The organism is Desmospora profundinema (genome assembly GCF_031454155.1).
In the GTDB taxonomy this organism is placed as follows: domain Bacteria; phylum Bacillota; class Bacilli; order Thermoactinomycetales; family DSM-45169; genus Desmospora; species Desmospora profundinema.
Genome location: NZ_JAVDQG010000005.1, coordinates 116,940 through 143,178, shown reverse-complemented (window position 1 = coordinate 143,178; position 26,239 = coordinate 116,940). Strand labels below are relative to the sequence as shown.

Sequence of the window (26,239 nt, the reverse complement as noted above, 5' to 3'; positions counted from 1 at the left end):
CCCCTTATTTGGGGTGTAAAAGCGGGTTTACTTTTTCCTCAACCGGAATTGGTTGGTGAATCCATCTCCCACCCTATTATTCGGTTAGTTGTTTTTCTAGGTTTTCCATCAGTACAAACACAATCATCCGTTCTCCCGTGCGTGTGCTGATATCGGTATGAAAGCTTTCCACTTCACATCCGGTTAGTTGGGAGATCAGCTCTTTTAATTGAAGACTTCCCGTCTCAATCAGTTCGGATCGAATCTTCTTGATGGAGAGCATACCGGCTTCGGTTTTTGTCAATTCCTTTTCGGCGGGGCTTAGCACCCCTTTTAAGGATACGAGTATCATGTGTTGGAGAATGTGGGTTTTTACTTGAACCGATCCTCGTCCCAAGTATTCTTTTTCCCATTGTGTAAGTGCCTTGCTGATGTCTGATTCCACCATGCCCTTGGTTCTTTTTGTTTCCATGCCGCCCCTCCGCTTTCCATAAAAAAAGTATATTCCAACAATGGCCCATGCCATGGTGGAATATACCGTTTAATCTCCCATCATTGCTTGAATGGATTGCACTCTAAGGTCTTCACCCGGTCCTTGTCGCTTAAGACAGTGACAGGGTGCGAACCGATTGTTCCATCAAGCAAGTATCGATAAACTAATCGGTACTACCCATTTGCCTGAGATGATTGTATGTAAAATACAGGCGTCTGTCAATCATGATTGGAGGAGAAAAATCAAGTTGGTTTTCTGAAGAAGGGGGATCACGTCATTTTTTCATCTCTCGGTTTTACGACATCATCATCCTGAGAAACCTCTACTTAAAAAGAAGCCCTCGTGTCAACAGACACGGGGGCTTCTCAACATGGATCAGCGGATCATTCGGTGGCAAAGACACTGGTGATGGCATCCCACAGTTCGGACAGCCAATCTAGCAGTCCAGACAGGAAGCCTTGGGCTTCTTCACTATCCAGATCGATGTTGCCGATCATTTCGTCAAAGTTGTTTTTCAGCTCGTTTAACTGATTTCCGAGGGAGTTCCAGTCGATGTCCAACTCGGAGAAGCGATGCATGGTATCGGTGACCCGATCCACATCCTGGTCCCCGAGGTTGATATTGAGATCACCGGCGACATTGATGATAATGTCGCGCACCTCTTCCTTCGTCTGGGGTTGCTGTTCGGCGATCTCTTCTTTTACTTCAGCAATGAACTGGGTGGCTTTGTCGCTGTCCTCGATTTTTTCACCCAGTTCGGAGGTGATCACCATTTCTTCATTGGCCAGGTCTTTTTGTTCATCGCTGATTTCCTGGTCTGTCGCGGTTTCAAAAGCCATCATGATACCGGTCAGGCCGGTGGTGCCGGAGACTTGGATCGGGGCGGTGACCGTCACCTCGGCATCCTTGACCCCGGCGGTGATCAGCGCATTGGCATACATCTGCGGGGTGATTTTGGTGACATTGGTGGTATCCACCCGGATTCCCGATCCTTCTTTGGCCAGTGTCACTTTGGCGGATGAGTAGGCTTTGGTACCGATGGTGGCTTTATCCACATGGTTCCCCAAATACCGCTCTACGTCCTGGATACTCACCTCCAGCGTTTCCACGCCATCCGGTGCCTCCAGATTGCGCATCACGGTCTGCCGCTGGTCGGCAGTCAGATCCTTGCCGAGGGTTACCACGGTGTCCGTGCCGGCCCAGGCTCCATGAGGCAACAACAGGCTGATCATGAACGTACCGATAAGGGCGAACAAACTCCAGGATTTCACTCGTCTCATGAGGGAAAAAACTCCTTTCAAGCTGAGATAGAGACAGGGTGAACCACGTTCATTGTATCAGAAATGGCTCGATAAAAAAGGGTTAATACCGTTGACGCAACATTTGTTTGACCGACGGGAAGAGGTAATGGCTGCCTCCTCGTCCTTGAACTTCATCCACCATTGTGGCGACGACGATATCCGGTTTTTCAGCGGATTCCTTTCCCGCCATCCAGGCGAGCCAGCCCAGCTGACGTTGATTTTCATCTTCTTTGCTGGCTTTCAACTCTGCCGTGCCGGTTTTGGCACCCAGCCACACCCCGTCTGTTTTCAGTTTGCGGGCGGAGCCTTTAGGCTGTGTGACGACGCCTTCCAGGAGATCTTTCACCTGGTTGGCAGTTTCCGGGGAGACAATGTTCTTCCTCCACATTTCCGGCTCCACTTTTCCGTCTTCCATCAGGATCTTCGGCTTTACCATACTGCCTTCGTTGGCGAAGGTCGTATACATGGTGGCCAGATGAAGGGGACTGATCAAGAGTTGGCCTTGTCCGTAGGCGGTGTCTGCCAACAGGATCTCGTTCTCCAGCTTTTTATCGTTGGAGTACTGAGACGGGCTGACATCCAAAGGAATGTCCATTTTTTCGTCAAACCCGAACTTCTTCAAGTACTCGATCATCTGTTTTTCCCCGATTTCCAGGCCGGCCCGGGCGAAATAAATGTTGTCGGACCAGGCCATCCCTTTAGCCAGATCGACCCCGCCGCCGGGATTGTCCACCCGGGTGACATGGTAGCCGCCCCAGGTAGAGTCTTTTTGCCATTTGCCTTCATCGGTGTTATAGGTGGTGTCGGGGGTGATGGCCTCTGTTTCCAGAGCGATGGCAGATGTGATCGATTTCATGGTTGAACCGGGTGAATACGGGATCTTGGCACGATTGGCCAACGGTTGACTGGGACCGCTTAACCGCTGCCACTCTTGCTGGGACATGCCCTGAACGAATCGGTTGGGATCGTAGGAAGGGGCACTCACCATGGCCAACACTTCGCCGGTGGAGGGGTCCAACGCCACCCCGCCGCCTTTATCGTTTTGAATGCCGCGGTACAATTGACGTTGCGTCTCCAAATCGATCGTTACCTGGATATCGTTGCCGTTCTTGGCTGGTTTCTCGCCGAGGACGGTTTTTTCCTTGCCATCGGCATCCACAATGACCGCCCGCCATCCGGGGGTTCCGCGCAGTTGTTTTTCCAGATAGAGTTCCAAACCGGACTGCCCGATCCAATCCCCTTTTTGATAGCCGTCTTTCTTTCGTTTCTCCAACTGTTCATCCGTGATTGGCCGGAGATAGCCGGTTACGTGAGCGGTTAGCTCTTTTTCCGGGTACAGACGCAAGGAATCGTCCCGGACGATCACCCCGGGAAGCTGCTGCCACTCTTCCACCCGTTCCAGCGCATTTCCTTCTGCTGTTTTTACGGTGACAAATTGATCGGTTTCTTCTTTTTCCGCTTCTTCCATTTCTTTAGCCAGTTTTTGTGGATTCAGAGAAAATGCGTCGGCCAGGGCTTCAGCCGTCTCATCCTGATCGCTTACTTGGCTGGGGATGTATCCGATGGCCACCCGATCCCGGTTGATAGCCAACGGATCGCCGTTACGGGATGTGATTTCCCCCCGTTTGCCTGGAGGGGTGCGAGCGACTCGGACGCGGTCCCCCTCTTTCAGTTCGGGATGGATGAGGGAGGGGGACCACTGAAGCCGCCACCCTTCTTCATCCGAAATGAAATGAGCCTTGTTTTCAAACGAAATGTCGCCTAGGTTTTTGGTTTGAAAGGTACCGGTGAAAGCGATGGTTTCCGAATCCGCATCGGCGGGAGGGTTGACTTCAAAAGAGACGGATTTTTGCTGTAAGCTTTTTGCGATGTTTTCGTGTTGTGTGACAAAGGATCTCTTGTCCACTGCCGTCTGTGTCTCTTGGCTGGTCAGGGCGTACATCTCTTCGTATTGTTCTTCTTCCCAATGGTTTAAATATTGTTGCATTACTTTGTGGGGAGCCGGTCCCGGCGTATCCTGGAGGGCGAACACCGTTCCCCCCGCAATTAGTAAGACGGTGACGGCACCACCGATCCACCATCCGATGTGGAGTTGTTTGAATCGATGGCCCAGTTCTTTCCATTTCTCCTTCATGACCACTCTTCACCTCATTCCAGTCTTTCGCATTCCCCATTCTATCGTGAATTCTGTTAGCTGTGAATGAGATTCTTGCATTTAGACAATAAGGAGGAGGCGGAATGATCCGCCTCCTCCCGAAGATACCGGACAAAGGATCCACATTTAGCGAAAGACAGGCTCTTTGAACTGGGCCAGCTTTTCCAGGGCTGTTTTTTCCACATCCCGGTGTAAACTGTTGCCGTGGGCATCCATCGTGACGATGGCGGCAAAGTTTTTGACCCTCAGGTGCCACATCGCTTCCGGAACTCCGAATTCCAGAAAATCGACTCCTTCCACACCGGTGATACAGTCGGCGTAATATTGAGCGGCCCCGCCGATGGCGTTGAGATAGACGGCGCCGTGCTCTTGCAAGCCGGCGAGGGTGCGGGCACCCATGCCCCCTTTGCCGATCACCGCCCGGATCCCGAATTTCCCGATGATGTCCGCCTGATAAGGCTCTTCACGGATGCTGGTGGTGGGACCGGCGGCTTTCACCGTCCAGTTGCCGTTTTCATCCTTCAGCATCACGGGTCCGCAATGGTAGATGACGCTTCCCTGAAGGTCGACGGGGGAATCATGATCGATCAGGTGTTTATGCAGCGCATCGCGACCAGTGTGGATCAGGCCGTTTAAGACAACGACGTCTCCTACTTTCAGATCCCGGATCGCTTCTTCACTGATCGGGGGGGTGAGGACGACTTCCCGGGTACCGGAGGCGCCTTCGGCGGCAGCAGCCGGTTCCCGTTCTCTCACTTTTACTTGAGAGGGTTCTTCCTTGTACAGCCAGGAGGTAATGGAACCGGTTTTCGGATCGAGAGTCACCCCTTGACGTCGGAATGCCCAACAGTTGTATGCGACGGAAACATAGAAACTGGCCGGGATCCGATGCATCGATCCGATTTTGCAACCCAGCAGGGTCGTGTTTCCGCCAAAGCCCATCGTTCCGATGGAGAGCTCATTGGCTTTCTCCATGATGTATGTTTCCAATCGGGCCAGATCCGGATGGGGATTGGTGTCGTCTGCACGGCGGAATAATTGCTTTTTAGCCAGTTCATAACCGGTGGTGCGGTCACCGCCGATGCCGACACCGATGAAGCCGGCACTGCATCCTTGGCCCTGGGCCTGGTGGACGCTGTGCAGAATGCACTTGCGGATCCCGTCCAAATCGCGGCCGGCACGTCCCAGGCCTTCCAGCTCACAGGGAAGGCTGTATTGGATGTTTTTGTTTTCGCAGCCGCCCCCTTTCAAAATCAGGCGTACTTCGATCTCATCCCGTTCCCATTGTTCATAATGGATGACGGGGACCCCTTCACCCAAGTTGTCCCCGCTGTTTTCTCCGGTAAGGGAGTCCACCGAGTTGGGGCGGAGTTTCCCCGTTCGGGTGGCTTCCACGATCGCTTCCCGGATGGCCCGGGTGATGGTCATCTGATTCACTCCCACGGGGACGTGGATGTGAAACGTGGGCATTCCCGTATCCTGACAGATGGGGGAGACATTCTCCTCCGCCATTCGGATGTTGTTGGAGATGGTGGATAAGGCTAGAGCGGACCGTGTTCCCGCATTTTCTTTTTCTTTGGCTTCCCGGATGGCCGCCCGAACGTCCGGGGGAAGGTTGGTCGACGTGTCGGTGATCAATTCCAGTAAACTGTTTTTCAATTCCTGCATCCGTCAAACTCCTTTTTACCTCGCCAGGCGAGGAGGGTAGATCCGATTCTTTCTCTGTTATTATAACGTATTCCGGTGGATCCCTCAGATTGAAAATACGAGAAAAAACGCCTGTGAGACCGATGGATCTCGCTTGCAGGCGTTCTGTAATGGAAAAATTCCATGTTTCCGTTTTCATTCAAGGGGTGGTGGTTTGTGCTTGAGCGGTTTTGATGAAGCGTTCTTCGGGTTCGATGACGCCGCAAACCCCACATTGAACCCGGTAATGTTCCCCATGATAGGATACTTGGAACGGATCCGTCAGTGGGATGTTTTCCAGAATTTCACCCGATATTGGATCTTTTTTCACCGGTCTTACCACTTGTTCAATCAGATTGAAGCGGCTGCGGTTGGTGCCGCAGGTTGGACACAGGTAGGGGTTCTCCATGGGTACACCTCCTCGTTCTATAGCTTTCCGGGTTTTGGAGGGATCATGCATGGAGAGGGGATTGTGCAGGGAATCGGGTTGGGGTATGTTGGAGAAGGAGTTCTTTTCAGAAAAGTCGGGTTGGACAGGGAGGATCGCGGATGACAAAGGAGCGCGCTTTTTTGGATGAACAGGTTCCACGCATCCAGTTACTGGAGCGGAAGATGAGGGAAGCGTATTGGTTGGCAGCCACCACGGGTGAAAAAAAACACGAAGAGCAATATGCCCGGTTGTTGCAAGAATGGATGGCTTGGTTTGCCGACAAGGGCCACCACGGCCGTCTGAAGGAGCTTCTGGAAGGGACGGACGGTACGGATCCACTGGTTCGACGACAGGTGGAGCTGTTATACAACGAATCCCAAGCCTATCAGATGAAACCGGAAGAGGTGGCGGAACGGGCCCAGCTGGAGACGGAGATTGAAAGTGATTTTGTCAATTTTCGGGCCGATTACCGCGGGAAGAAACTGTCGGAAAATGAAATCAAAGAAATCTTACGCCATGAGCGGAACACCTATAAACGAAAAGATGCCTGGAAAGCGAGCAAACAGATCGGAGCGGTGGTGGCGGATAAAGTGCGCCGTCTGGCACGTCTGCGCAACCGGGCTGCCCAGCGCCTGGGCTATCGTGATTTTTATGCGATGTCCCTCGCATTGAACGAAATCGACGAGGCGTTTTTATTTTCCTTGTTGGAGGATTTGAAGCAGCAGACCGATAGTCCCTTTTCCGAATTGAAAAAGGAAATGGACAAGAAAGTGGCTGAGCCGTATGACAACGTTCGCCCGGAAGGGCTTAGACCTTGGCATTATGTCGATCCGTTTTTCCAAGAGGCACCTTGCGTTTATGAGGTGGAGTGGGACTCGCACTTTGCGGGACGGCAGCTGGAGGAACTGGCGAAGCAGACCTTTGCGGGCATGGGGTTGGAGGTGGAATCCATCCTGGATCGAAGCGATCTCTATGAGCGTGAAGGAAAATCTCAACATGCCTTTTGCATCGATATCGATCGGGAAGGGGATACGCGCATTTTATGCAACCTTCGTCCCGATACCTATTGGATGGGGACGCTGTTACATGAATTGGGCCATGCGGTCTATGACCAGGAACACGATCCGGTGCTTCCGTACCTGCTGCGCCGTCCCGCCCATATCTCCACCACGGAAGCGATTGCCATGCTGATGGGTCGGCTCGTCAAGGAACCGGAATGGTTGAAACAGGTGGCGGGAGTACCGGAGGAGAAGTTGGTGGAAATGGAGGAGGCGTTGGTGAAGCAAAGCCGGCTGGACATGATGGTCTTCGTCCGCTGGTGCCTGGTGATGATTTATTTTGAACGGGATTTGTACCGTGATCCGGATCAAGATCTCGATTCCCGCTGGTGGGAATGGGTGGAGCGGTTCCAGTTCATCCCCCGCCCGGAAACGCGGCGGGCGCCAGACTGGGCGGCCAAGATCCATTTGGGGACGGCGCCGGTGTATTATCAGAATTACCTGCTGGGTGAACTGATGGCGTCTCAGATCCTGCACCGGTTGCGGCAAACGTTCCCCGACTCCCCCCATCCCCTGGTGAATAATCCGGCAGCGGGCACGTATCTGAAGGAGCATATGTTCCGACCGGGAAACCGGCGGCCCTGGGTGGTTCTGATCGAAGAAGCGACCGGTGAAAAGCTGGATCCCCGCTATTTCTTGGAGCAGTTTGTCGTGGAAGATAAGGAAGAAAAGAGTACGGAGAAAAAGGGATAGGATCTTGGAGGACGAATCCAACCATTTGAATGGAACAATCGGTCTATCAATAGCGAGGACACCCTGGCGTTTTACGCACGGGGTGTCCTCGTTTGGTTGTTGTTTGAAGGGGTTACTTGAGGGGCTTCTTTTCCTCCTCTTTTTGGGAACTTTCTTCCGATTGAACAGGGTTCTGCCACTCTTCCCACACGGCTTTCCACTGATGGAACGTGGCTCGGATCCGATTGCGGCTCCAATTTTTTCCCGACATCAGCATTAAGTGATCAAGCCATAGCGGCGACCAAGGCAGTGCCATCACTTCCTGGGTGAAGGCATGGGCGGCGATCTCCCGCAGACGGGTGATCCGGCTTTTGAAATGAAAGGGCCCCCACTGTTTTTTAACCGCTTTGGGAAGGGCGTCATCCGCCCGGCCCAGTTGAGTGGATTCCAGGTGGTGGAACCATTCGTGGAACAGATGAAGGGCGATCAGGTCGTCCTGGGGAACGTGTAAACCGGAGTCTTGAAAAAAGCGATCCAATTGGTCCAGTGACGAGCGGTGAATTTCGATCACCGGGGGTTTGCGCCGGTATTGTGCCCGTATCGAGGAAGTGGCTTTCTCTGTGCCTGTGCGAATGAGAAGGATCTTCACCTTAGAACGGATCACCTTGTTGATCCAGGGATCGATGGAGCCTTCATAGTGGTAAGGACGGGCTGCTTCCCGGCCGAAGCGGATGGCCTCGGTTACCAGATGGGGGATCTGAACGGGAGAAAGCTGAGGATAAAATTCGTCTTGCTCTAATTCTTTCCATGCGAGTACTTCCGTGTCCAGCGGAGGCCATATACGGTCTAACGATGCGTCTCGAATGGAAGTCTTTTTAATCCGTGAAGAGACGGCCGGTTGGGGGGATGGTGTTTTCGTCGGGGATCCCTCCCTAGGAGGCCGCACCGTCCAAACGGATGGACGGTGGGGGCCTGCGGTTGTGTTTCACTCTATGAGTAGCACGGCTTGACTCATTCCCGACATGGGTAAAAAGGTGGACGCTCCCGTATTGGCCAAGGAGCGTCCAAGGAATAGGCTGCAAGATGAGGATCAGGGACGGCCGATGATTTGTTGTTCAGCCATGGCGACCAGGCGTTTGGTGATTTCACCACCAACGGAACCGTTGGCACGGGAAGTGGTGTCGGGTCCCAACTGTACACCAAACTCCTGCGCAATCTCCGATTTCATTTGGTCCAATGCGGCCCGGGCCTGGGGAGCGAGCAGACGGTTGCGGTTTCGCGGCATCGCTTTCACCTCCACGAAAGGGATGGAAATTCGTTTCTATTTTGTGTTTTTCATGGTGCCTTATACCAATAATTGAGTGAATGTTTTCGAAGAAGGGTCTTTTTCGCTTACGGGATGGAAACAGGGGGGACGGGTAAGCTGAAAGGTAAATGGTTTGCGATGGAGGCGGATCCTTTGTTCTTTCACGGCATTCCCCTGGTCCACCTGGTAAAACAGGCTCCCGTGTTGTCACCCGCTGCCAAATCGAAACGACAATCCCCCTCACGTCAGGCGGATGCCAACCGTCTTAAGAATCTTCTGGGGTTTGAGCCGGTGCATTTATTGCGTTCCTCAAAGGATTATCCTCGCAGCCGGTGTATCCGGGAATGTTTTCGTTACGGAGATACGGTGTGGGCATTTCATGATCTTACCTATCCACGCATTCAACTGAGCCGACACGAGTGGGGAGTTCAACAATTGGATCTTAGGGAAGCCTGCTGGGTATTGACAGCGCGTACCGACGCCCTTTCCTGGTTTTACTTTATTGGTTTGCATGTACCGGTGTGGGTGGTTCGGGAAAGGAGAGGGTGGTTATTGGTGCAAATTTGTTACGGATGAGATAATCTGCAACCTTAACGATTGCCCGTCACAACTTTTCGTTTTCGGTATATCCTCCCGGCGCTCAGAAGAAAGGTGGAAGAAGGGGAGAAAAGTCCCCCAACCGTACGTTCCGTGTTGATCGAATATGATTTGCCGGTCGAGGTACGTGCAACTTGCCGTGCCGAACTGACGCGACCCGACAACACCAGCAAGACGCTCACGATGTCGGAGTTTGAGTTGGGGGTTTTTGAAGCGACAACACCCACCCTCCTTCCTCACCGGTATCTACCGCTTTCGCATCGTTGCCGAGGGGCGGACTCTACGGGGAAATCGCTTCTCACGAGAGCAGACGCTGACAGGGGCCGCATGGAAGGGGAGCGACAACCCTCCACCGACGTTGAAGGACGACGATCGTTTCTGTCGTCTTATCAACCGTTTGCTTCATCAGGAGAGTATTCAAGCTGTATTGCAGAAAGCGGGCATCAATCTGGATGCGTTGCGGTGATGCCTGGAGGAGTATTGCCGAAAGTCTTCACCCGGTCAGTCACCCTAATTGATGCGCCTTACGCTCGAAGACCGGCTTCGAGCGATCATCCACGATGACCGAGTACATGCAGGTAGTGATGCGCGAGTTGGGGCGAAGAGACAGAATGATCGGTCCCTGATTGACGACAGATGGAGTAACATCGGTAGGTGCACTTGGGACGGCTGACATCATGGAAAAAAACCTTCCGATTTGCCGTCGGTCTTAAGGGGCTTGATTAAGCTTACTTTTGAACATTTCCTGAAAATGAAACTTCATACTCACTCGCATCGTTTTATGCATTGAACCCTTAGAAAAGATGGCTACGAGTTCAGTCCATTCGGGCTCCGCTCCGAGTTAGGTTTGATTCGGATATAACTCGAACGTAAGGATCCCCTGTTAGAGGGAATTTATCGTTACGAGAAAAGGCGAGGTTATTCCCCGCCTTTTATATGTTATTTGGGTAAAAAATACATGGTATGCGGGTTACATCTCGCTTAACCGTGGCCGCTCGTCTGCGGCAGCTACCCGGCGGTAGGGCTGCCACCCTGCCGCCGTTACTATTTTTTATCCATAGGATATCATGGGTATTTTTGTTTCGTCGAGTTAATCAATTTCCCATGGAATCAATATTTGATAGATCTAGATTAGATGAGTAATGAACCCCATAAGTCCCGATCATTAAGCTACGAAGCAGCATGAGAAGTTAGGGATTAGCAATCTGAAATAGAGACCGGTAGCTTAAGGTTGAAGTGCTTTTCGTAGTGATAAAAAGCAACATAGTCAATCAGGTCACCGTCGATTTCAGCAAAACTGGAATACTACTGTAACCCAATCGATTCTTCTTTTAAGGTCTGGAAATTAGTGTTCGATGTAGGTCTATCCGGGTTATTGTAAAGTAGTACTAGCCAACCCTGATAGCGGGAGAAAAGGAGTGATTGAAGTGGAACAACGCTTTTGCCCAGTTTGCGATCAACCCATCATCGAAGCAGTTACGGATGAGGAGGTAATGGTTTGTGTGGTTTGTTTTATTGACGGTCTCCCCTACAACCTTCAGGAAAAATCGCGGCAGGAAAAACGCGTCATTTTACAGCGGCGATGGTACGAGGTCCGGGAGTGGTTTGTATCATACCATCAAATAGTCCCAGCTGCTGAAAACGAAAAAGCAGCTAGGCATTTGTTGGAAGAACCGACAGGGAATTTCATAAGCGAAGAAAAAACGGAGGATTTATCTCAGCCTATCGGAAAGAAAGAGAAGAGAAAAAGTAAAGCAAGGAAATTTCGCAAGCTTCTTGATCAATGGAATCGTGATTAAAAATAGGACCGAATGTCACGTTTATGGCCCTTTTCTTTTCGAGAATCGTATGTTTTTTCACAACGTGTATCCCACCTACATGTATATACGGATGGACATCCAAACCGAAGAATATTCCTTTGTCCAAAAGTAAAGGAACCCCACACCGACCGGTGACAGGGTTCATCAGGGGTGGGCTAAATTTTGAGATCGCCGAGTCTTACGAGTTCCACGACCGCTTGGGACCGTCCTTTTACGTTCAGCTTTTGCATCACGTTCGAGATATGATTGCGGACGGTTTTTTCGCTGATGAAAAGTTGCTGGGCGATTTCCTTGGTCGTTTTGTCTTGGACCAACAGCTCGAAAACTTCCCTTTCCCTGTTCGTCAACAAGGGCTTCCCTTTGTGGTTGCTGTTCAAATGTGTCACCCCTCCTTGCTCGGGCTCTTAGAACACGAGGGTAAGGGACTCAGTCATGGTATTGTATGAACGGGCTTCTACCAGGGTGCTGGACCCTTGGAAAAATAGGCTGACTCGGCGCGCGGACAGTTGGTGAAAGCACTACATCCTATGCCGGTTAAGAGGTGCGCGTTCTGGGCACCAGCCGCCCTCTCCTTTCTCGAACCACCCACACCGGTACATACGAACCAATAAAGTGAAACCAGAAAAGGGCATCGGTACGCGCTGTCAATACCCAGCAGGCTTCCTCAAGATCCAATTGTTGAACTCCCACTCGTGTTGGCTCAGTTGAATGCGTGGGTAGGTAAGATCATGAAATGCCCACACCTTGCGTCTAAGTAGAATGTGACAATGCCATTCTTTTCATGCCCTTAGGGATTTTTCTGTACAGAAAGTCATCCAATTGTTAGGGATGAATGGGTTCAGGCAGGTGAATGACCCCTTCGGGTGGAGCGAGGGTACCCTCAGGAAGTACTTGGGTGGGGTTGGAAAAAGGACTCAAGGGATACATAGACATCCGTCTTTCTGTTTTTTACATGGTATGAGCAGATGGCTTCTTATGTGAGCTGAGTCGGCTTTGCAGCGGAGCTTAGTAATACTTGAATACATTAACGAAACAATCGATTGATTTAAAGCGTTTTCCGTAAAGAAAGAAAAACATGTTTATACAAAATATAAACATGTTTTTTATTTTGATGAATGGGGTGATCACATGGCTAAAATTGCAGTAGATCCGGGGCATGGAATAAACACCCCGGGAAAACGAACGGCAAAGGCGGTTCCGAAATATGGACGTGTGATCAAAGAGTATGAGTTCAATAAACCAACGGCCCTCGCCCTGAAGACGGCATTGGAACGTCAGGGGCATACGGTGGTGTACACGGGCGGCGACCATGATCCATCGTTAAGTGCCCGTTGTAAAAAAGCCAATGATGCTAAGGCGGATTATTTTATCTCCATTCACTACAATGCTGGTGGCGGCCACGGGGTGGAAACGTATATGGTGGGACGCGGTGGTCAAGCGGAAAAACTGGCCAAGCGAATCCAGAAGGAAGTAGTGAAGGTGCGTAACCAACGGAACCGTGGTGTAAAGGTGGCCAATTTCCAAGTGTTGCAGGATACCAAGATGCCCGCTGTCCTGGTGGAATGCGGGTTTATGGATGACCCGCGTGGAATGGAGCAAGAGTGGATGTTGGACAAACGTTTTCAAAGAGGGGTGGCCGAAGCCATCTGCAAGGCGGTACAATCACAACTGAAGCAGTCCTACAAAGCCCCCGAGACCGCATCATCGTCTTTAGTCCGGGTGCATTATAAAGGAAAGCCGGTAGGGGCGTATGCAGATCCCGATAATGCACTGATCAAAGTAAAAGAACTGACCAAGGTCGGAAGTACAATAGAGGTAAAATAAACAAAGTGCCGGACGGGGAGCCCTGTCCGGCTTTTTTCTGAACTTCTTTTTTCCTAGCCATCCATCGCTTCGCAATTTGCGGCTTCAAGAGATGGGTTACTTCCAGGGTGACCAGAAACGGTGTCAATATGAGCTCCGCATAGAAATGACGCCTTTGTTTGGATTGCAAGTCCGTCATGGATAGACACTTTTGATTTAATATGGGTGGTTTGAAATGCTGTCGACTCTTTTTAGAAAACGATATTATCTTTCAGATTTTCGTCTTCACGTCGCACCTTCTGATTCCATCCCTTGCAAAGAAGGACTGTCACTCCTAGTCCTACCACTACAACTCCCAACAGAATCCTCAGGAAAGTCATGTATCCAATCGCCGCACCTCCAAACCCCATCAATACACTGCCTAGTGGAATACTAACAAATGCGATTAAACGCTTTAAACTGAAAACTCTCACGCGGATTTTGGATGGGGTTAAATCAAGCCAAGCGCCTCCAGCGAACATGACCAACATCATAAACAGGACACCCAGCACTGCGCTGGATACAATCAAAAAAGCCTCACTGCTAATAATTGTGACCAAACCGAGCACGATACTGATCATGAGGACGAGTCCCGCAGCAACGATTCCAGGTCGATTTGTGTTTTTGTTAAGACTCATGAAGATCATCGAAGTGATCAACATGCCTGCCCCATATGCTCCCGAGAATCGCCCATAAAAAGCGGCTTTGTTATCAGGGGACATTTCAACTAAGAATGCGGGCAGTAATGAGTAAAATGGAAAAACAACCAAATTAGTAACAAAACCGATAACCAACATAAAGACTAGAACTGGTTGAGTGGCAATATAGCGTGCTGCCATCCGAGTATCGGCCCATATGGTGCGAAAAGTAAATGTTTTTGTATTTTCGGTAGCCGATTGACCGGAAGTAACAATCTCAGACCATAAAAGTAATAGCCCTGTTGTCAATAGAATAGCGATTCCTGCTGCAATTGGTGTTAACGAGATTAAACCCATAGCCAGTAAACCGCCACCGATAAAGGGGGCAACAGATCTGCCTACCTGTGGTTGAAGCTGAATCATCAAAGCGGTCCGGTTAGATGGCCACTTTTTGGGAGCAAGATCTGCGATTGTGGTCTCCAATGTAGCGCTGTATAGTGAAAAGCTGCTTTCCAATCCAATGAAGATGAGCGCTACGATCAGGATCATGACGAAATCTTTCGCCAAGCCGGTATAAGGGATCAACAAGCAGATAACTTGTGCGAACATTAGGATTTGGATGAAAAGGAGGAGATTTTTCCGGCTTACCCGATCGATTAAACCGGAGAATATGACTACGACAATGGTGGCGAGGAGGTTACTGACTCCTACGATAACGCCAAGAACTTGGCCGCCGCCTAGCGGGGACTGAGTGATGAACCAGCTTAACACAAACACCGTCAGGTTATAAGAGATGAAAACAAGAAAACTGGGAAACCAAACTTTTAATATAGATGTTATTTTATCAATCGCTTGATCATCTATCTTCTCCTCATCTCCTGTGCTCTCTTCTATATAAGAAACGCATCCACTTCTTTTTCATATAAATGCCGTACCTTATGAAAATAGGCTGTCTTCCTTTTTTTCTAGACTGGATAAATGTGATTATTCCCTTAGCCAGCTAATATCCGAACGTCCATCCACCGTTTACATGCAAGATCTCCCCAGTGATAAATGAGGCTTCATCTGAAGCGAGAAATTGGACTGCCGCAGCGATATCGCTCACGTGTCCAGGTCGCCCGACAGGGGTTTCCCTGACAATACCCTGGATCGCCACCTCGGGCCAATGAGCGGTAAAATCCGTATCAGCGATGAAACCGGGTGCAATCACATTGGCTGTGATGCCTTCTGGGCTGAGTTCCCTGGCCAGAGCGAAGGTTAAACCGGTCAAACCGGATTTGGCGGCGGCATAAGACATCGCCCCCGGTCTCCTTCCGCCTGTAAAAGCGGCGATGGAACTGATGTTGATCATTCGGCCGCCGGGTCGGGCCATATAGGGTGCACATACGTGGCTCATGAAATAGCTGCTTGTCAAATTGTTGCCGATGTCTTCTTGCCAGCTTTCTTCCGCTTCTATTAACGGATCTTGGGTTGATGTGCCGCAGATAGCACCTGCGGCATTCACGAGGACATCAATTTGCGACCAGTGGCTGATGATCTGTTGGAGCGCGTCTTCCACCCCTTCTCTTCGACTCAAATCGGCAGTGACGGGAAACAGTTGGCCCGGATGATGGGCGGCTACTTTTCGTAACTGCTTTTCCGTTCGGCTGATGATGATGACCTCGGCCTCTTGGTTGGCAAACTGCAGGGCGACTTGCTTTCCGATTCCACTTCCGCCTCCCGTGACGATCACTTTTTTTCCGGAAATTTGAAACGGAATGGTGTTCATTTCATTGCCTCCTATACAGCATCTTCTGTGTTAACCGAAAGGATGCTCATTCGCACATCCTTTCGACTGGTGTTGGGTTCGGTATCCCAATGGTAAGATGATTTTGTCCTCTTCTAAAGGGGCAATGAAGAAGAAAATAACCAGGACAGATTGAGGTGAACACCCATGTTTCCGATAACCTTTACTTTGTCGCGGGATCGAGGGGAACCGTTATACGAACAAATCTACAGCCGGTTAAAACAAGACATTGAATCGAAGCGATTGCCCTCAGGCAGCCGGATCCCTTCTGTCCGCCAAATGGCTGAACATCTGCAGGTGAGCCGCCATACTGTGGAGACGGCTTATCTGCAATTGACTGCCGAGGGATATATCGATAACCGGCCACGCAGTGGGTATTATGTGGCGGAGATCGAAGATCATTTGTTGGATTTCTTAGATTCTAAAACCATCCACCATCAAAAAGTGCCGTTCACAAAAGGTCATGTGGAAATGGTCAAGGCTCCGCCGGATGATCAGCCTCCAGTGTTATACGATTTTCGAAATGGAGCCGTCGACACGACTGCCTTTCCGTGGAGCACTTGGAGAAAGACAGTGGATGAAGTGTATCAATCGGAAGAAAGGGATCTGTTACTGTGCAGGGAGAGATTGGGGGATGTTCATTTGCGGGAGGATATCGCCCGCTACTTGTATCAGGTGCGAGGAGTACGTTGTCGTCCAGACCAGATTGTGTTGGCGGCGGGAAGTCAGCATTGTCTAAGTATGATCAGTGTGCTGGTTAAATCGTTTTCAGATTCCGTTTGTATGGAAGATCCGGGATGTGCGAACACCAGGCAATTGTTTCGGTGGAACGGACTGAAGACATTGCCTGTCCCTCTTGAAGAAGATGGGATTCGAATCGATGCGTTAAAGAAAAGTGGAACAAATGTAGTATTCGTTACTCCTTCACATCAGTTTCCATGTGGAATGATCATGTCCATCCAAAAACGGATCCAATTGTTGAAATGGGCATATGAACAGGATGGATTCATTATCGAGGATGATTACGATGGCGAATTTTGCTACCACCGACGACCTATTCCTGCGTTGCAAGGGCTCGATTCAAATGGGCGGGTTATTTATGTCGGCTCTTTTACGAAATGTTTCATTCCCACATTGCGAATTGCTTACATGGTATTACCGGAAGAATGGATGAAACGGTTCACCGGAGTATTTTCCATGTACGATCAACCGACGTCGAGATTACATCAACAAACACTCCACTTTTTTTTTAAAAAGGGACATTTTGAGAGGCATATGCGTAGAATGAGAACGTTGTACCGTCGAAAGCACGATTTGCTTTACCAAAACCTAAACGGTCAGCTCCCTGCAGTTCAGATCATCGGCAAACATGCGGGCCTTCATTTTCTGCTGGAATTGGGGGCGAGCCATACGGAGCATGAGTGGCTGGAGAAAGCGCGGCTACATGGTGTCAAAGTATATCCGACTTCTCATTATTGGACCAATCATTCTGTAGGAAAAAAACCGGTTTTGTTGATGGATTACGGTGGAGTGCCGATTGAACATATTCCCGATGCTGTTAAACGGCTTGTCCAGGCGTGGAAATGATCTAGAGTTTCTGTTTTCCGGTATCCATTTTCTCTGCTGTTGTCAGGTGGGAAAAAACCCCCTATTCCGCTGGTTTTCAGAGGGAAAACGACGGTCTCTTTCTTGGTAAATTCACTTACGGACTTGTAACCCGTTTCACGTTTCGGTACGATGATAGCAGGAAATCCAAGGATGATTCACGATTCTGAACTTTCTATGGGCGGAATATACGGTTGAATAACAACACGGTGGGAAACAATGCAATTGACCCCGGGAGAAGAATATGAAGGAGTTTATGTGATGGAAACTAACGCAAAACTGTCCGTTGAAACGGTAGCGGAAATTGAACGCCTGGTCCGGGAGATCAGCGTGATCGTGAAACGGAAGGGTCGCGATATCCTGAATGAGTTCCCCATTACCCCGCCTCAATTCACTGCGCTTTTGTGGCTGAACGAGGATGGGGACATGACCATCGGAGAACTGAGTCAAAAAATGTTTTTGGCTTGCAGTACGATGACGGACCTGATTGATCGGATGGAGAAAAATGAATTAGTAGAACGGGTTCGCGATGATCGTGATCGTCGCGTGGTTCGTATCCACCTTTTGGATCGGGGCGCCTCGATTATCCGGGATGTGATGAAAGCCCGTCAGGCATATCTGTCGGAAGTTCTCTCCCATTTTTCGGAAGAAGAGGTTAAGGAAATGGCTAAACATCTGTCTCTGCTTCATCAGGAGATGAAGAAATGACTCCCTGTTTTTTGCGGGGAGTTTTTCCGTTCCCCGGTTTCGCTCTTTGCAGAACTTTGCTACAATGATCGTCATAGTTGTAGGAAAAGCCTTGGTCTTCTGCTGAAGCGGGCTCACTGAATTTTCCATATAATATATCGAATCGAAAGAATGGATGAGACTGGGGGATAGTTGACAACGATGGATCAACAGGGTCGAACGCAAGGGGCCATCGGCATCTTGGACTCCGGTGTCGGAGGACTAACCGTCGTCAAGGAAGTGTTCCGACAGTTGCCGAAAGAGGCAGTCGTTTATTTCGGAGACACGATGCGGTGTCCATACGGACCACGATCAGCCCGCGAAGTGCGAATGTTTACAACGGAAATCGTTCATTTTTTATCCCGTTACCCTTTAAAAGCGCTGGTTATCGCTTGTAATACCGCTACGGCTGTTGCTCTGCAGGATATTCGCGAACAGTTTGCAATCCCTGTGTTGGGGGTAGTCACACCCGGTGCCCGTGCCGCGATCAAGGTGTCCACCGGCGGGCGAATCGGTGTCATCGGGACCCAAGGGACCGTGCAAAGCGGTGCCTATGAGAGGGCATTGAAGCGGATCGACCCGACTTTAAAGGTGGTCAGCCACGCTTGCCCCACCTTGGTTCCGTTGGTGGAGAGCGGAAGCGGTGACACCAAACTGGCCCGGGATGTCGTACGCCAAGCGTTGGCTCCTTTAAAAGGGCAGGGACTGGATACATTAATCCTCGGATGTACGCATTATCCGTTGATCGCTCCTCTGATCACTCGTGAAATGGGGGAGGAAGTCGTTCTGATCAGTTCTGCTGAGGAAACGGCGAGAGAACTAAGCACGATCTTGTATCATAAAGGATTGTTGGTAGAAGAAAATCAGCGGGAATCCCTCTTTTTTACCAGCGGGGATCCGGATTCGTTCCGGACGATCGCCGAAGACTGGCTGGATCGGCCGGTCCGGGTGGAGCAGGAACAAACAGAATCGCTGCCGACTTCAGTCATCCGCTGAACTTGCTTAGACTGATTCCGCTTATCGCCAGATTTAACCCCTTACGATACAGCCCCGCCTTTGCGGGGCTTTTCGGTTGTCAAAGGAATCTTTGCCTTACGCGGTTTCTTTTATTATTTCAACCCGCCTGCAAAACAAGTGATATTTTTCCGGAGGGCTCGTATACATGTACTAGACTTTGTCCCAGGAGGGAAGAACATGCGGAAATCCTTGTTGCGGGTGGCCATGGTCCTGATGTTGGTACCGTTGGTCCTGACGGGCTGCCTGTTTGGGCCGGAAAAAGAATCGGCTCCGATCGATCCACCGCCCCAAGCATCCGGCGATGATGAAAAAAAGGAAGAATCGGAGACTAAGGAAGAAGAATCGGCGGCAAAGGAAGAGGAGGGACTGGAGCTTTATTTTCTCACCGATACGGGATACGTGGTTCCATATGCGCTCAATATTCCCAAGGTGGAAGGGATCGCCAAGGAAGCCTTAAAGTATATGGTGGAGGACGGCCCGGGAGCAGATATGCTGCCGAAGGGATTCAAGGGAATTTTGCCGGAGGGGACTCAGATCAAGGGGCTGGATATTCGGAAAGGAACGGCCACCATCGACTTCTCAAAGGAATTTTTGTCCTATGACGCTTCCCTGGAAGAAAAGATTCTCAGTGCGGTTACATGGAGCCTGACCAGTTTTGATTCCGTTGAACGGGTGGACATCCGGGTGGATGGTCGGCCCTTGGAAGCCATGCCGAAAGGGAAAAATCCCACACAAGGCTTGAATCGGAACAGTGGTATCAACCTGGAACTCTCTCAGGGTGTAAACGCCAGCTCCAGTATGCCTGTCACCTTATATTTTCTCGGACAGACAGAAGATAACAAAGTGTATTATGTGCCGGTAACCCGCATGATCAACCGGGAAAAGAACATGGCAGAAGCAGCGTTGAAGGAACTGGTGAAAGGGCCGCAACACGGTTCGGAATTGGTGACAGCCCTGTCCGAATCGACCCGAGTGAACAGTGTAAAGATCGAGGGTGACACGGCTGTAGCAGATTTCGGCAAGGAATTACTGCAATACAGTGACGAGCAGGAAGCTTCCAAGGATGCTCTCAACACCATCGTTCTCTCTTTGACTGAAAACACAGATGCCAAACAAGTGAAGATCACCGTGGATGGAGAGGCGGATGCGATTGGTGAAGGATTTGACAAACCGGTGGTTCGCCCCAAACGAATCAACCCAAACGGCCTGTAAGTGCATAGGGAGGATCCGGGAGCGATTTCGATCAAGATACTGGCAAGTGTATGGTTTTCCCGTGAGGAAGCATGATGAAGAGGTGAGAACGCCTCTTTTTTCTTTTTTGGAACACTGTTTAGTTAAGACCCGGGAAAGAAGAGACCGAGGCGAGGCTTGTGCCGGTAAGTGCTTCGTTTGCCCCTGGGGCTGTGTTATAATGAGGAAACCATTGGCATGGAGGGGTCGCCATTGAGAGTGGACGGACGAAAAGCAAATGAACTCAGGAAAGTGGAGATGATTCCGGATTTTATCAAGCATGCGGAAGGGTCCGTCTATATATGTGTCGGTGAAACCAAAGTGATCTGCACCGCATCGGTGGAAGATCGGGTACCCCCGTTTTTGCGCGGATCGGGAAAAGGGTGGGTGACCGCTGAATACGCCATGCTTCCCCGTGCGACCCAGACCCGGACGATTCGGGAATCCAGCAAAGGAAAAGTGGGTGGGCGCACGATGGAGATCCAACGGTTGATCGGGCGCAGTTTACGCTCCGTTATTTCCCTTGATAAACTGGGAGAGCGGACGGTGTGGCTGGATTGCGATGTGATCCAGGCGGATGGGGGGACACGGACCGCTGCCATTACCGGTGCTTATGTGGCTGTCGTTCAAGCGTTGTGGGGTCTGGTGAAGGGGAAGTCCCTGTCTCGTCTCCCCGTCAACGATTTTTTGGCTGCTACCAGTGTGGGCATCGTGGATGACGTTCCTTGTTTAGATCTGTGCTATGAAGAGGATTCAAAGGCGCAGGTGGATATGAATGTGGTGATGACCGGAAGCGGTCAGTATGTAGAAGTGCAGGGAACGGGTGAAGAATCCCCCTTTTCTTCCGATGAATTGACCCGACTGCTGGCATTGGCCAAAGAAGGAACGGAGCAATTGGTCCAACAACAACGGGATTTGTTGGGAGAAGCCGCCGGTTGGATCGGAGGAGAGGGACATGGCCGAAACGAAAAAGGAAACCTGGCAGTGGAGTGAACTGGTTATTGCCACAGGAAATCGCCACAAGGTGGAAGAACTAAACGCGATGGTGTATTCATCACTGGGAATCCGGGTGGTGGGGTTATCTGCTTTTTCCGGATTGCCCGCCATCGTGGAAGACCGGGATACGTTTGAGGGAAATGCGGTCAAAAAAGCGGAAACCATTGCCCATCATCTCCAGCGCCCAGTAGCGGCGGATGATTCCGGTCTGGCTGTAAAGGCGTTGCAAGGGGCTCCCGGGGTGCGTTCCGCCCGGTATGCCGGTGAGCATGCCACAGATGCGGAGAATAATGCAAAGCTTCTTTCCGAATTGGAGGGAATCCCCCCTCAGGAGAGGGGGGCTGCGTTTGTCTGCGCGTTGGCGTTGGCCGTTCCAGGGGAGCCCACCCGAATCGTGCGTGGGGAATGTCCTGGTTATATCGCAGAGGAATCCAAAGGGGAACATGGTTTTGGTTACGACCCCTTGTTTTGGTTGCCTGACCGAAATCAGACTATGGCCCAATTGGCACGGTCAGAAAAAAACCGCATCAGCCACCGGGCACGGGCGGTGGAGAAACTAATCATATCCCTAAAAGATCGATATCAGTTTTCATAGCGAGACCCGGGAACAAAGTGACCGAGGCGAGACTTGTGCTGGTCAGGGAAAAAGGGGAGTGAGGTTGTTGCGCATCCTGATCGTCAGTGACTCCCATGGGGAAGAAAAACTTCTTCATCGGATCGTGGAGCGGGAAGGCGCCGATCACGTCATTCACTGCGGGGATTTTTGCACCGACCGAGATCGGTTGCCGCGGACTTCCCTGACGGTGGTTCGCGGCAACTGCGATTGGGAACCGGTTCCGGAAGAGGAGTACTGGGACGGTGGAAAATGGCGCTTTTTGGTGGTGCATGGACATCTTCATCAAGTGAAGACCTCCCTGCTTCCGGTTCGTTACCGGGCTGAAGAGTTGGGGGCGAGAATCGCTTGTTTTGGCCATTCCCATTATCCGCTCTGCGAACAATTGGGGGATGTCCTTTTGATCAATCCAGGCAGCATCACCCAGCCGCGCGGCTTTGCGCATCCCACCTTTGCGGTTTTGGAGACGGAGTCGGAAAGCCGGGTTCGGGTGAGTTATTTTACCCCAGACGGCGCTGCCGTACCGGAGCGGGGAGGAATCTTTGATTGGAAGCCGGCACCTTGACCGTGCCGGCGAATATGCTGATCGAAGAGCTCCATCTGTGAAAACCGCGTGGATATCTTGACGGAGCCGACTTTCATGTTATAATGGTAGGTACGTGTAACTCCGTGTTTGGGTCCCAGTAGCTCAGCTGGATAGAGCAACGGCCTTCAATAAGGAGCCTCTATAGGGAAACAGAAACCTATGGAGTGGACGGCACTATATCGGTGAAGCCTTAACAGATCGTGCTGATGGTAATACCGAGGAAACTTACGATCTCCTTTCGAGGTGGCATGATGCACCATATAAAACAAAAGGAGATTGAGGAGTTTTAAAGGCTCAAGTTGATTTGATCTGCTTGAGGGTAGAAACTCCGAAGAATAATTAGGCGCAACATGCGAATGTTGCACATGATTATCGTGAGGTTCCGTAGAGACTATACGTGCCGCACCTGAAATGGTGAAGATATAGTCCAGACCACAAACAACGTTTGTTGGTGGCGAAAGCCATAGTGGTATGCTAAGCCGTCGGTCGGGGGTTCGAATCCCTCCTGGGACACCAGCTGGTTTTGTAATGGATGGAGTTGCACCTTTCATGTTTATGTCCCCATGACGTTTGGGGGCTTTTTCTTATAGATAGCGAACAAGAAAACCCAGCCCTTTAGGGTTGGGATGAAAGCGAGCGTCGGATGAGGGAGGGCTTCCTTTCTCTTCCCTCTTTTAAGTTTGACAGTTTTTGTCTGAATCCAAACACATGATCCCCTATGGTGAAATATTCATAAGAGGGGGTGAATCCACGAGGGATCGGCTGATTTTATGAGCTAGGTCTTTTCGTTGATTGCCACCCTCTCATAAGCGTTCGCCAACAGCCTCACTGCTTTGCGCCGACGGTTCGAACCTTTCTTTCGACGGGATACCATTCGTTGTAATCGCTTGATCTTTCTTAACCCCTTTTCCAAAAAGCGCATCGCCGGGAAGAACTCGTTGTCTGAAGTGACCGCAAAGTGTTTCACTCCCAGGTCCACCCCTACCCGTTTGCCACTGGGTTTCTTGGGGGGAGGCTCGATTTCTTAACATCAAAGGGATGGTGAAAAACCGTCCCCTGGTCAAAAAGATTGCGGATGCCGCTTGGCGACAGTTGATCGACTTTACCACTTACAAGGCAGAATGGGCTGGTAAGGAAGTGAAGTTGGTTGATCCTCACAACACGTCCCAGGATTGTTCGCAATGTGGTCGGATCGTGAAGAAAGACCTCAATGACCGCGTTCACTCTTGTCGCTGTGGCTACAGAGTGGATCGGGATCTCAACGGGGCGCGAAACATTCTTCATCGAGCCATCGGCTTCGTACCGGAAAATAAGGTTAACTAGTGCCCCTTCTACCAATATCGATCGTGTTTACGTGGAGGGAGGCTTGGTTTTCCGGCGGAGTCGACTCTGCCACGCATGGAGCGAAGACGGAAAACCAAGCCGACCGACTTGTCCGCGTAAAGGCCATGAAAAACAGATCGAAGTTACCTGAAGGGGCACTAGCTTGAAATCGAACGTTTTTAGGCTCGGGCGGAGCCTTCGGGAGAGGGTAGCGGGTTGCCGCACCCCATGATCCGAGAAGCCCACGGCTTTAGCCGTGTGGAGCAAGTCACACCGTTTGTTGTATCTGGCCGTTCCCTTGCAAAGGCCCCTTCATATGGTATAATGAGGAGGTTGTAATTGCACGGGATAGAAGGAGTATCGGCCTTGATCATCCTGTAGTCGAATGTATGTTGTCAGGAGGGAACTGATCGATGAAGGCAAGCTGGGAGAAAACAGAGAAAAACCGTGGTGTTCTGACGGTTGAAGTAGATGAGGCACAACTGGAGGAAGCGCTGGATCAAGCCTTCCGTAAAGTGGTCAAGAAGGTGAACATCCCTGGGTTCCGCAAGGGCCGTGTGCCCCGTCCGATTTTTGAAAAGCGCTTCGGAGTGGAAGCTCTGTACCAGGATGCATTGGACATCTTGCTGCCGAAAGCTTACCAATCCGCTGTCGAAGAGACGAAGATTGATCCCGTAGATCAGCCGGAGATCGATATCGACCAACTGGAAAAAGGGAACCCTTTCATCTTTAAGGCGACGGTAACCGTCAAGCCTGAAGTGGAACTGGGTGAATACAAAGGGCTGGAAATTCCGGAAGAAGATTTCTCCGTAAAACCGGAAGATGTGGATGCCGAACTGAAACGGATGCAGGAGAGGCAAGGAGAGCTCGTCGTGGTGGAAGACGGGCAAGTGGAAGAAAAAGACCGGGTGATTATCGACTTTGAAGGATTTGTCGACGGCGAGCCCTTTGAAGGCGGGAAAGCCGAGCAGTACAACCTGGAAGTGGGATCCGGCCAATTTATTCCCGGTTTCGAAGAACAGCTCGTGGGATTAAAGCAAGGGGAAGAAAAAGAAGTAAAAGTGACATTCCCCGAGGAGTACCACGCCGAGGAACTGGCAGGCAAAGAGGCCGTATTCAAGGTGAAATTGCATGAGATCAAACGGATGCAACTTCCCGAACTGGATGATGAATTCGCCCAGGATGTTAGTGAGTTTGACACCTTGGAAGAATTGAAAGCCGATATTGAGAATAAACTGAATGAGCAAAAGAAGCAGGAAGAAGAAAATCACAAACGGAATACTCTGGTGGAGCAAGCGGCCAACAATGCCGAGATTGAACTGCCGTCCGTCATGGTGGAGCATGAGATCGACCATATGTTACGCCACTTTGAACAGCAGCTGTCCATGCAGGGAATCAACCTGGAGCAATACTCCCAGTTTACGGGTCAGGAACTCTCCGCCATTCGGGAACAGTTTAAGGAAGATGCGGAGAAAAAAGTGCGGGCCAACCTCGTGTTGGAAGCCATTGCTGAGGAAGAGTCCATCCAGGTAAGTGATGAAGAAGTGGAAGAGGAATTGAAAAAACTGGCCGAACAGATGAACCGGGACCTGGAAGAAGTGCGCCGGCTGCTGACGGCTCAGGGCGGAATGGGTCAGATTAAAGACGAATTGAAGATCCGAAAAACGATCGACCTACTTGTATCCAACAGTAAAAATGCGGCATAATGAGAATAGGACGGAAAAACGAGGCACGTTTTCACGCGTGCCTTGTTTTTAAAAATGCAGGGGCGAAAAGGGGGGGAGAGTCATGAATTTGGTGCCGATGGTCGTCGAGCAGAGCAATCGCGGCGAACGGGCATATGATCTTTATTCCCGTCTGCTCAAAGACCGCATCATCTTTATTGGTAGCCCGATCAACGATGAGGTGTCCAATGTGGTTGTCGCCCAACTTTTGTTTTTGGCTGCGGATGATTCAGAGAAGGACATTCACTTGTACATAAATTCCCCCGGGGGTTCGATTACGGCGGGGATGGCGATTTACGATACCATGCAGTACATAAAATCCGATGTGTCCACCATATGTGTGGGGATGGCTGCGAGTATGGGTGCTTTCCTGCTTGCGGCCGGCACCAAAGGGAAACGCTTCGCCCTTCCCAACAGCGAAGTGATGCTTCATCAGCCCTTGGGTGGGGTGCGCGGCCAAGCCGCTGACATTCAGATTCATGCTGACTGGATCCTCCATACCCGGAAGCGGATCAACGACATCTTGGTGGAGCGGACGGGTCAGCCTCTGAAAAAAATCATACGCGACACGGATCGCGATTATTTCATGGGTGCACAGGAAGCCAAAGAGTACGGTTTGGTGGATCAGGTGATCACCCGTTAAGACCTTTGAGAGG

General features: G+C 50.7%; 26 protein-coding genes. 15 read left to right on the top strand and 11 right to left on the bottom strand.

Annotated features, from left to right (window positions below; genetic code table 11):
- Positions 1 to 76: 76 nt before the first annotated feature.
- The 5 genes from JOE21_RS11990 to JOE21_RS11970 all read right to left on the bottom strand — a co-directional run bounded on the left by JOE21_RS11990 (position 77) and on the right by JOE21_RS11970 (position 6,023).
- Positions 77 to 451: a Na-translocating system protein MpsC family protein gene (locus JOE21_RS11990; protein ID WP_309866428.1), complete on the bottom strand. Its 375-nt coding sequence runs from the start codon at positions 449 to 451 to the stop codon at positions 77 to 79.
- Between the two features lie 404 nt (positions 452 to 855).
- Positions 856 to 1,752: a DUF1002 domain-containing protein gene (locus JOE21_RS11985; protein WP_309866423.1), complete on the bottom strand. Its 897-nt coding sequence runs from the start codon at positions 1,750 to 1,752 to the stop codon at positions 856 to 858.
- 82 nt (positions 1,753 to 1,834) lie between these two features.
- Positions 1,835 to 3,907: a penicillin-binding transpeptidase domain-containing protein gene (locus tag JOE21_RS11980; protein ID WP_309866420.1), complete on the bottom strand. Its 2,073-nt coding sequence runs from the start codon at positions 3,905 to 3,907 to the stop codon at positions 1,835 to 1,837.
- 147 nt (positions 3,908 to 4,054) lie between these two features.
- A complete protein-coding gene (locus JOE21_RS11975; protein WP_309866417.1) occupies positions 4,055 to 5,596 on the bottom strand; it encodes a fumarate hydratase in 1,542 nt (513 codons plus the stop codon).
- A 178-nt stretch (positions 5,597 to 5,774) separates the two neighbouring features.
- Positions 5,775 to 6,023 (bottom strand): DNA alkylation repair protein, encoded by a 249-nt coding sequence (locus JOE21_RS11970; RefSeq protein WP_309866414.1) that lies wholly within the window; start codon positions 6,021 to 6,023, stop codon positions 5,775 to 5,777.
- Between the two features lie 140 nt (positions 6,024 to 6,163).
- Here JOE21_RS11970 and JOE21_RS11965 point away from each other — a divergent pair, with 140 nt between their 5' ends.
- Positions 6,164 to 7,795 carry a M2 family metallopeptidase gene (locus tag JOE21_RS11965; RefSeq protein WP_309866411.1) on the top strand — a complete coding sequence of 544 codons (1,632 nt, stop codon included), beginning with the start codon at positions 6,164 to 6,166 and terminating at the stop codon, positions 7,793 to 7,795.
- 112 nt (positions 7,796 to 7,907) lie between these two features.
- On the opposite strand, the gene JOE21_RS11960 is transcribed toward JOE21_RS11965, so the two are convergent.
- Together JOE21_RS11960 and JOE21_RS11955 are read right to left on the bottom strand one after the other, a co-directional pair.
- Positions 7,908 to 8,720: a hypothetical protein gene (locus JOE21_RS11960; RefSeq protein ID WP_309866409.1), complete on the bottom strand. Its 813-nt coding sequence runs from the start codon at positions 8,718 to 8,720 to the stop codon at positions 7,908 to 7,910.
- 144 nt (positions 8,721 to 8,864) lie between these two features.
- Positions 8,865 to 9,059, bottom strand: a complete 195-nt coding sequence (locus JOE21_RS11955) for an alpha/beta-type small acid-soluble spore protein (protein WP_309866406.1) — start codon at positions 9,057 to 9,059, stop codon at positions 8,865 to 8,867.
- A gap of 174 nt (positions 9,060 to 9,233) precedes the next feature.
- Here JOE21_RS11955 and JOE21_RS11950 point away from each other — a divergent pair, with 174 nt between their 5' ends.
- From JOE21_RS11950 to JOE21_RS11940, 3 genes are all read left to right on the top strand, one after another.
- Positions 9,234 to 9,656, top strand: coding sequence for a hypothetical protein (locus JOE21_RS11950; RefSeq protein WP_309866402.1), 423 nt, complete (start codon positions 9,234 to 9,236; stop codon positions 9,654 to 9,656).
- 229 nt (positions 9,657 to 9,885) lie between these two features.
- A complete protein-coding gene (locus JOE21_RS11945) occupies positions 9,886 to 10,143 on the top strand; it encodes a hypothetical protein (protein WP_309866400.1) in 258 nt (85 codons plus the stop codon).
- A 952-nt stretch (positions 10,144 to 11,095) separates the two neighbouring features.
- Positions 11,096 to 11,476, top strand: coding sequence for a hypothetical protein (locus tag JOE21_RS11940; protein WP_309866397.1), 381 nt, complete (start codon positions 11,096 to 11,098; stop codon positions 11,474 to 11,476).
- 176 nt (positions 11,477 to 11,652) lie between these two features.
- Here the strand turns inward: JOE21_RS11940 and JOE21_RS11935 are convergent, their stop codons facing one another.
- Positions 11,653 to 11,874, bottom strand: coding sequence for a helix-turn-helix domain-containing protein (locus JOE21_RS11935; protein WP_107725037.1), 222 nt, complete (start codon positions 11,872 to 11,874; stop codon positions 11,653 to 11,655).
- 751 nt (positions 11,875 to 12,625) lie between these two features.
- Here JOE21_RS11935 and JOE21_RS11930 point away from each other — a divergent pair.
- A complete protein-coding gene (locus JOE21_RS11930) occupies positions 12,626 to 13,321 on the top strand; it encodes an N-acetylmuramoyl-L-alanine amidase family protein (protein WP_309866394.1) in 696 nt (231 codons plus the stop codon).
- Between the two features lie 230 nt (positions 13,322 to 13,551).
- On the opposite strand, the gene JOE21_RS11925 is transcribed toward JOE21_RS11930, so the two are convergent.
- Both JOE21_RS11925 and JOE21_RS11920 read right to left on the bottom strand, forming a co-directional pair.
- On the bottom strand, positions 13,552 to 14,808 hold the full coding sequence (locus tag JOE21_RS11925; protein WP_374709370.1) for an MFS transporter: 1,257 nt from the start codon (positions 14,806 to 14,808) through the stop codon (positions 13,552 to 13,554).
- Between the two features lie 169 nt (positions 14,809 to 14,977).
- The gene (locus JOE21_RS11920) at positions 14,978 to 15,745 is read right to left on the bottom strand and encodes an SDR family NAD(P)-dependent oxidoreductase (protein ID WP_309866389.1); all 768 of its coding nucleotides are present in this window, start codon (positions 15,743 to 15,745) and stop codon (positions 14,978 to 14,980) included.
- 165 nt (positions 15,746 to 15,910) lie between these two features.
- On the opposite strand from JOE21_RS11920, the gene pdxR reads away from it, so the two are divergent.
- The 7 genes from pdxR (at position 15,911) to JOE21_RS11885 (ending at position 22,515) form a co-directional block, all read left to right on the top strand.
- The gene (gene pdxR / locus JOE21_RS11915) at positions 15,911 to 17,350 is read left to right on the top strand and encodes a MocR-like pyridoxine biosynthesis transcription factor PdxR (protein ID WP_309866387.1); all 1,440 of its coding nucleotides are present in this window, start codon (positions 15,911 to 15,913) and stop codon (positions 17,348 to 17,350) included.
- A 279-nt stretch (positions 17,351 to 17,629) separates the two neighbouring features.
- Entirely contained in the window at positions 17,630 to 18,076 is a 447-nt protein-coding gene (locus JOE21_RS11910; RefSeq protein ID WP_309866385.1) for a MarR family winged helix-turn-helix transcriptional regulator, read from the top strand.
- 180 nt (positions 18,077 to 18,256) lie between these two features.
- Complete coding sequence (gene racE, locus JOE21_RS11905; protein WP_309866383.1) at positions 18,257 to 19,090, top strand: glutamate racemase; 834 nt, start codon at positions 18,257 to 18,259, stop codon at positions 19,088 to 19,090.
- A 198-nt stretch (positions 19,091 to 19,288) separates the two neighbouring features.
- Positions 19,289 to 20,323 (top strand): GerMN domain-containing protein, encoded by a 1,035-nt coding sequence (locus tag JOE21_RS11900; protein ID WP_309866381.1) that lies wholly within the window; start codon positions 19,289 to 19,291, stop codon positions 20,321 to 20,323.
- Positions 20,324 to 20,554: 231 nt separating this feature from the next.
- Positions 20,555 to 21,334, top strand: coding sequence for a ribonuclease PH (gene rph / locus JOE21_RS11895; RefSeq protein WP_309866379.1), 780 nt, complete (start codon positions 20,555 to 20,557; stop codon positions 21,332 to 21,334).
- Positions 21,297 to 21,932, top strand: coding sequence for an XTP/dITP diphosphatase (locus tag JOE21_RS11890; RefSeq protein WP_309866377.1), 636 nt, complete (start codon positions 21,297 to 21,299; stop codon positions 21,930 to 21,932). Before rph ends, JOE21_RS11890 begins: the two co-directional genes overlap by 38 nt.
- Positions 21,933 to 21,999: 67 nt before the next feature.
- A complete protein-coding gene (locus JOE21_RS11885; protein ID WP_309866374.1) occupies positions 22,000 to 22,515 on the top strand; it encodes a metallophosphoesterase family protein in 516 nt (171 codons plus the stop codon).
- A gap of 796 nt (positions 22,516 to 23,311) precedes the next feature.
- On the opposite strand, the gene JOE21_RS11880 is transcribed toward JOE21_RS11885, so the two are convergent.
- The gene (locus tag JOE21_RS11880; protein ID WP_309866897.1) at positions 23,312 to 23,557 is read right to left on the bottom strand and encodes a transposase; all 246 of its coding nucleotides are present in this window, start codon (positions 23,555 to 23,557) and stop codon (positions 23,312 to 23,314) included.
- Positions 23,558 to 23,565: 8 nt separating this feature from the next.
- Here JOE21_RS11880 and JOE21_RS11875 point away from each other — a divergent pair, with 8 nt between their 5' ends.
- The 3 genes from JOE21_RS11875 to clpP all read left to right on the top strand — a co-directional run bounded on the left by JOE21_RS11875 (position 23,566) and on the right by clpP (position 26,226).
- Positions 23,566 to 23,859, top strand: a complete 294-nt coding sequence (locus JOE21_RS11875; protein ID WP_309866894.1) for an RNA-guided endonuclease InsQ/TnpB family protein — start codon at positions 23,566 to 23,568, stop codon at positions 23,857 to 23,859.
- 413 nt (positions 23,860 to 24,272) lie between these two features.
- On the top strand, positions 24,273 to 25,565 hold the full coding sequence (gene tig / locus JOE21_RS11870; protein ID WP_309866372.1) for a trigger factor: 1,293 nt from the start codon (positions 24,273 to 24,275) through the stop codon (positions 25,563 to 25,565).
- 82 nt (positions 25,566 to 25,647) lie between these two features.
- Positions 25,648 to 26,226: an ATP-dependent Clp endopeptidase proteolytic subunit ClpP gene (gene clpP, locus JOE21_RS11865; RefSeq protein ID WP_309866369.1), complete on the top strand. Its 579-nt coding sequence runs from the start codon at positions 25,648 to 25,650 to the stop codon at positions 26,224 to 26,226.
- The last annotated feature ends 13 nt before the right edge of the window (positions 26,227 to 26,239 follow it).

Bases quoted from the DNA above. Each gene is read 5' to 3' on its own strand.
- JOE21_RS11990 (WP_309866428.1), bottom strand. From the start codon at position 451: ATGGAAACAAAAAGAACCAAGGGCATGGTGGAATCAGACATCAGCAAG.
- JOE21_RS11985 (WP_309866423.1), bottom strand. From the start codon at position 1,752: ATGAGACGAGTGAAATCCTGGAGTTTGTTCGCCCTTATCGGTACGTTC.
- JOE21_RS11980 (WP_309866420.1), bottom strand. From the start codon at position 3,907: ATGAAGGAGAAATGGAAAGAACTGGGCCATCGATTCAAACAACTCCAC.
- JOE21_RS11975 (WP_309866417.1), bottom strand. From the start codon at position 5,596: ATGCAGGAATTGAAAAACAGTTTACTGGAATTGATCACCGACACGTCG.
- JOE21_RS11970 (WP_309866414.1), bottom strand. From the start codon at position 6,023: ATGGAGAACCCCTACCTGTGTCCAACCTGCGGCACCAACCGCAGCCGC.
- JOE21_RS11965 (WP_309866411.1), top strand. From the start codon at position 6,164: ATGACAAAGGAGCGCGCTTTTTTGGATGAACAGGTTCCACGCATCCAG.
- JOE21_RS11955 (WP_309866406.1), bottom strand. From the start codon at position 9,059: ATGCCGCGAAACCGCAACCGTCTGCTCGCTCCCCAGGCCCGGGCCGCA.
- JOE21_RS11930 (WP_309866394.1), top strand. From the start codon at position 12,626: ATGGCTAAAATTGCAGTAGATCCGGGGCATGGAATAAACACCCCGGGA.
- JOE21_RS11920 (WP_309866389.1), bottom strand. From the start codon at position 15,745: ATGAACACCATTCCGTTTCAAATTTCCGGAAAAAAAGTGATCGTCACG.
- pdxR (WP_309866387.1), top strand. From the start codon at position 15,911: ATGTTTCCGATAACCTTTACTTTGTCGCGGGATCGAGGGGAACCGTTA.
- JOE21_RS11910 (WP_309866385.1), top strand. From the start codon at position 17,630: ATGGAAACTAACGCAAAACTGTCCGTTGAAACGGTAGCGGAAATTGAA.
- racE (WP_309866383.1), top strand. From the start codon at position 18,257: ATGGATCAACAGGGTCGAACGCAAGGGGCCATCGGCATCTTGGACTCC.
- JOE21_RS11900 (WP_309866381.1), top strand. From the start codon at position 19,289: ATGCGGAAATCCTTGTTGCGGGTGGCCATGGTCCTGATGTTGGTACCG.
- JOE21_RS11890 (WP_309866377.1), top strand. From the start codon at position 21,297: ATGGCCGAAACGAAAAAGGAAACCTGGCAGTGGAGTGAACTGGTTATT.
- tig (WP_309866372.1), top strand. From the start codon at position 24,273: ATGAAGGCAAGCTGGGAGAAAACAGAGAAAAACCGTGGTGTTCTGACG.
- clpP (WP_309866369.1), top strand. From the start codon at position 25,648: ATGAATTTGGTGCCGATGGTCGTCGAGCAGAGCAATCGCGGCGAACGG.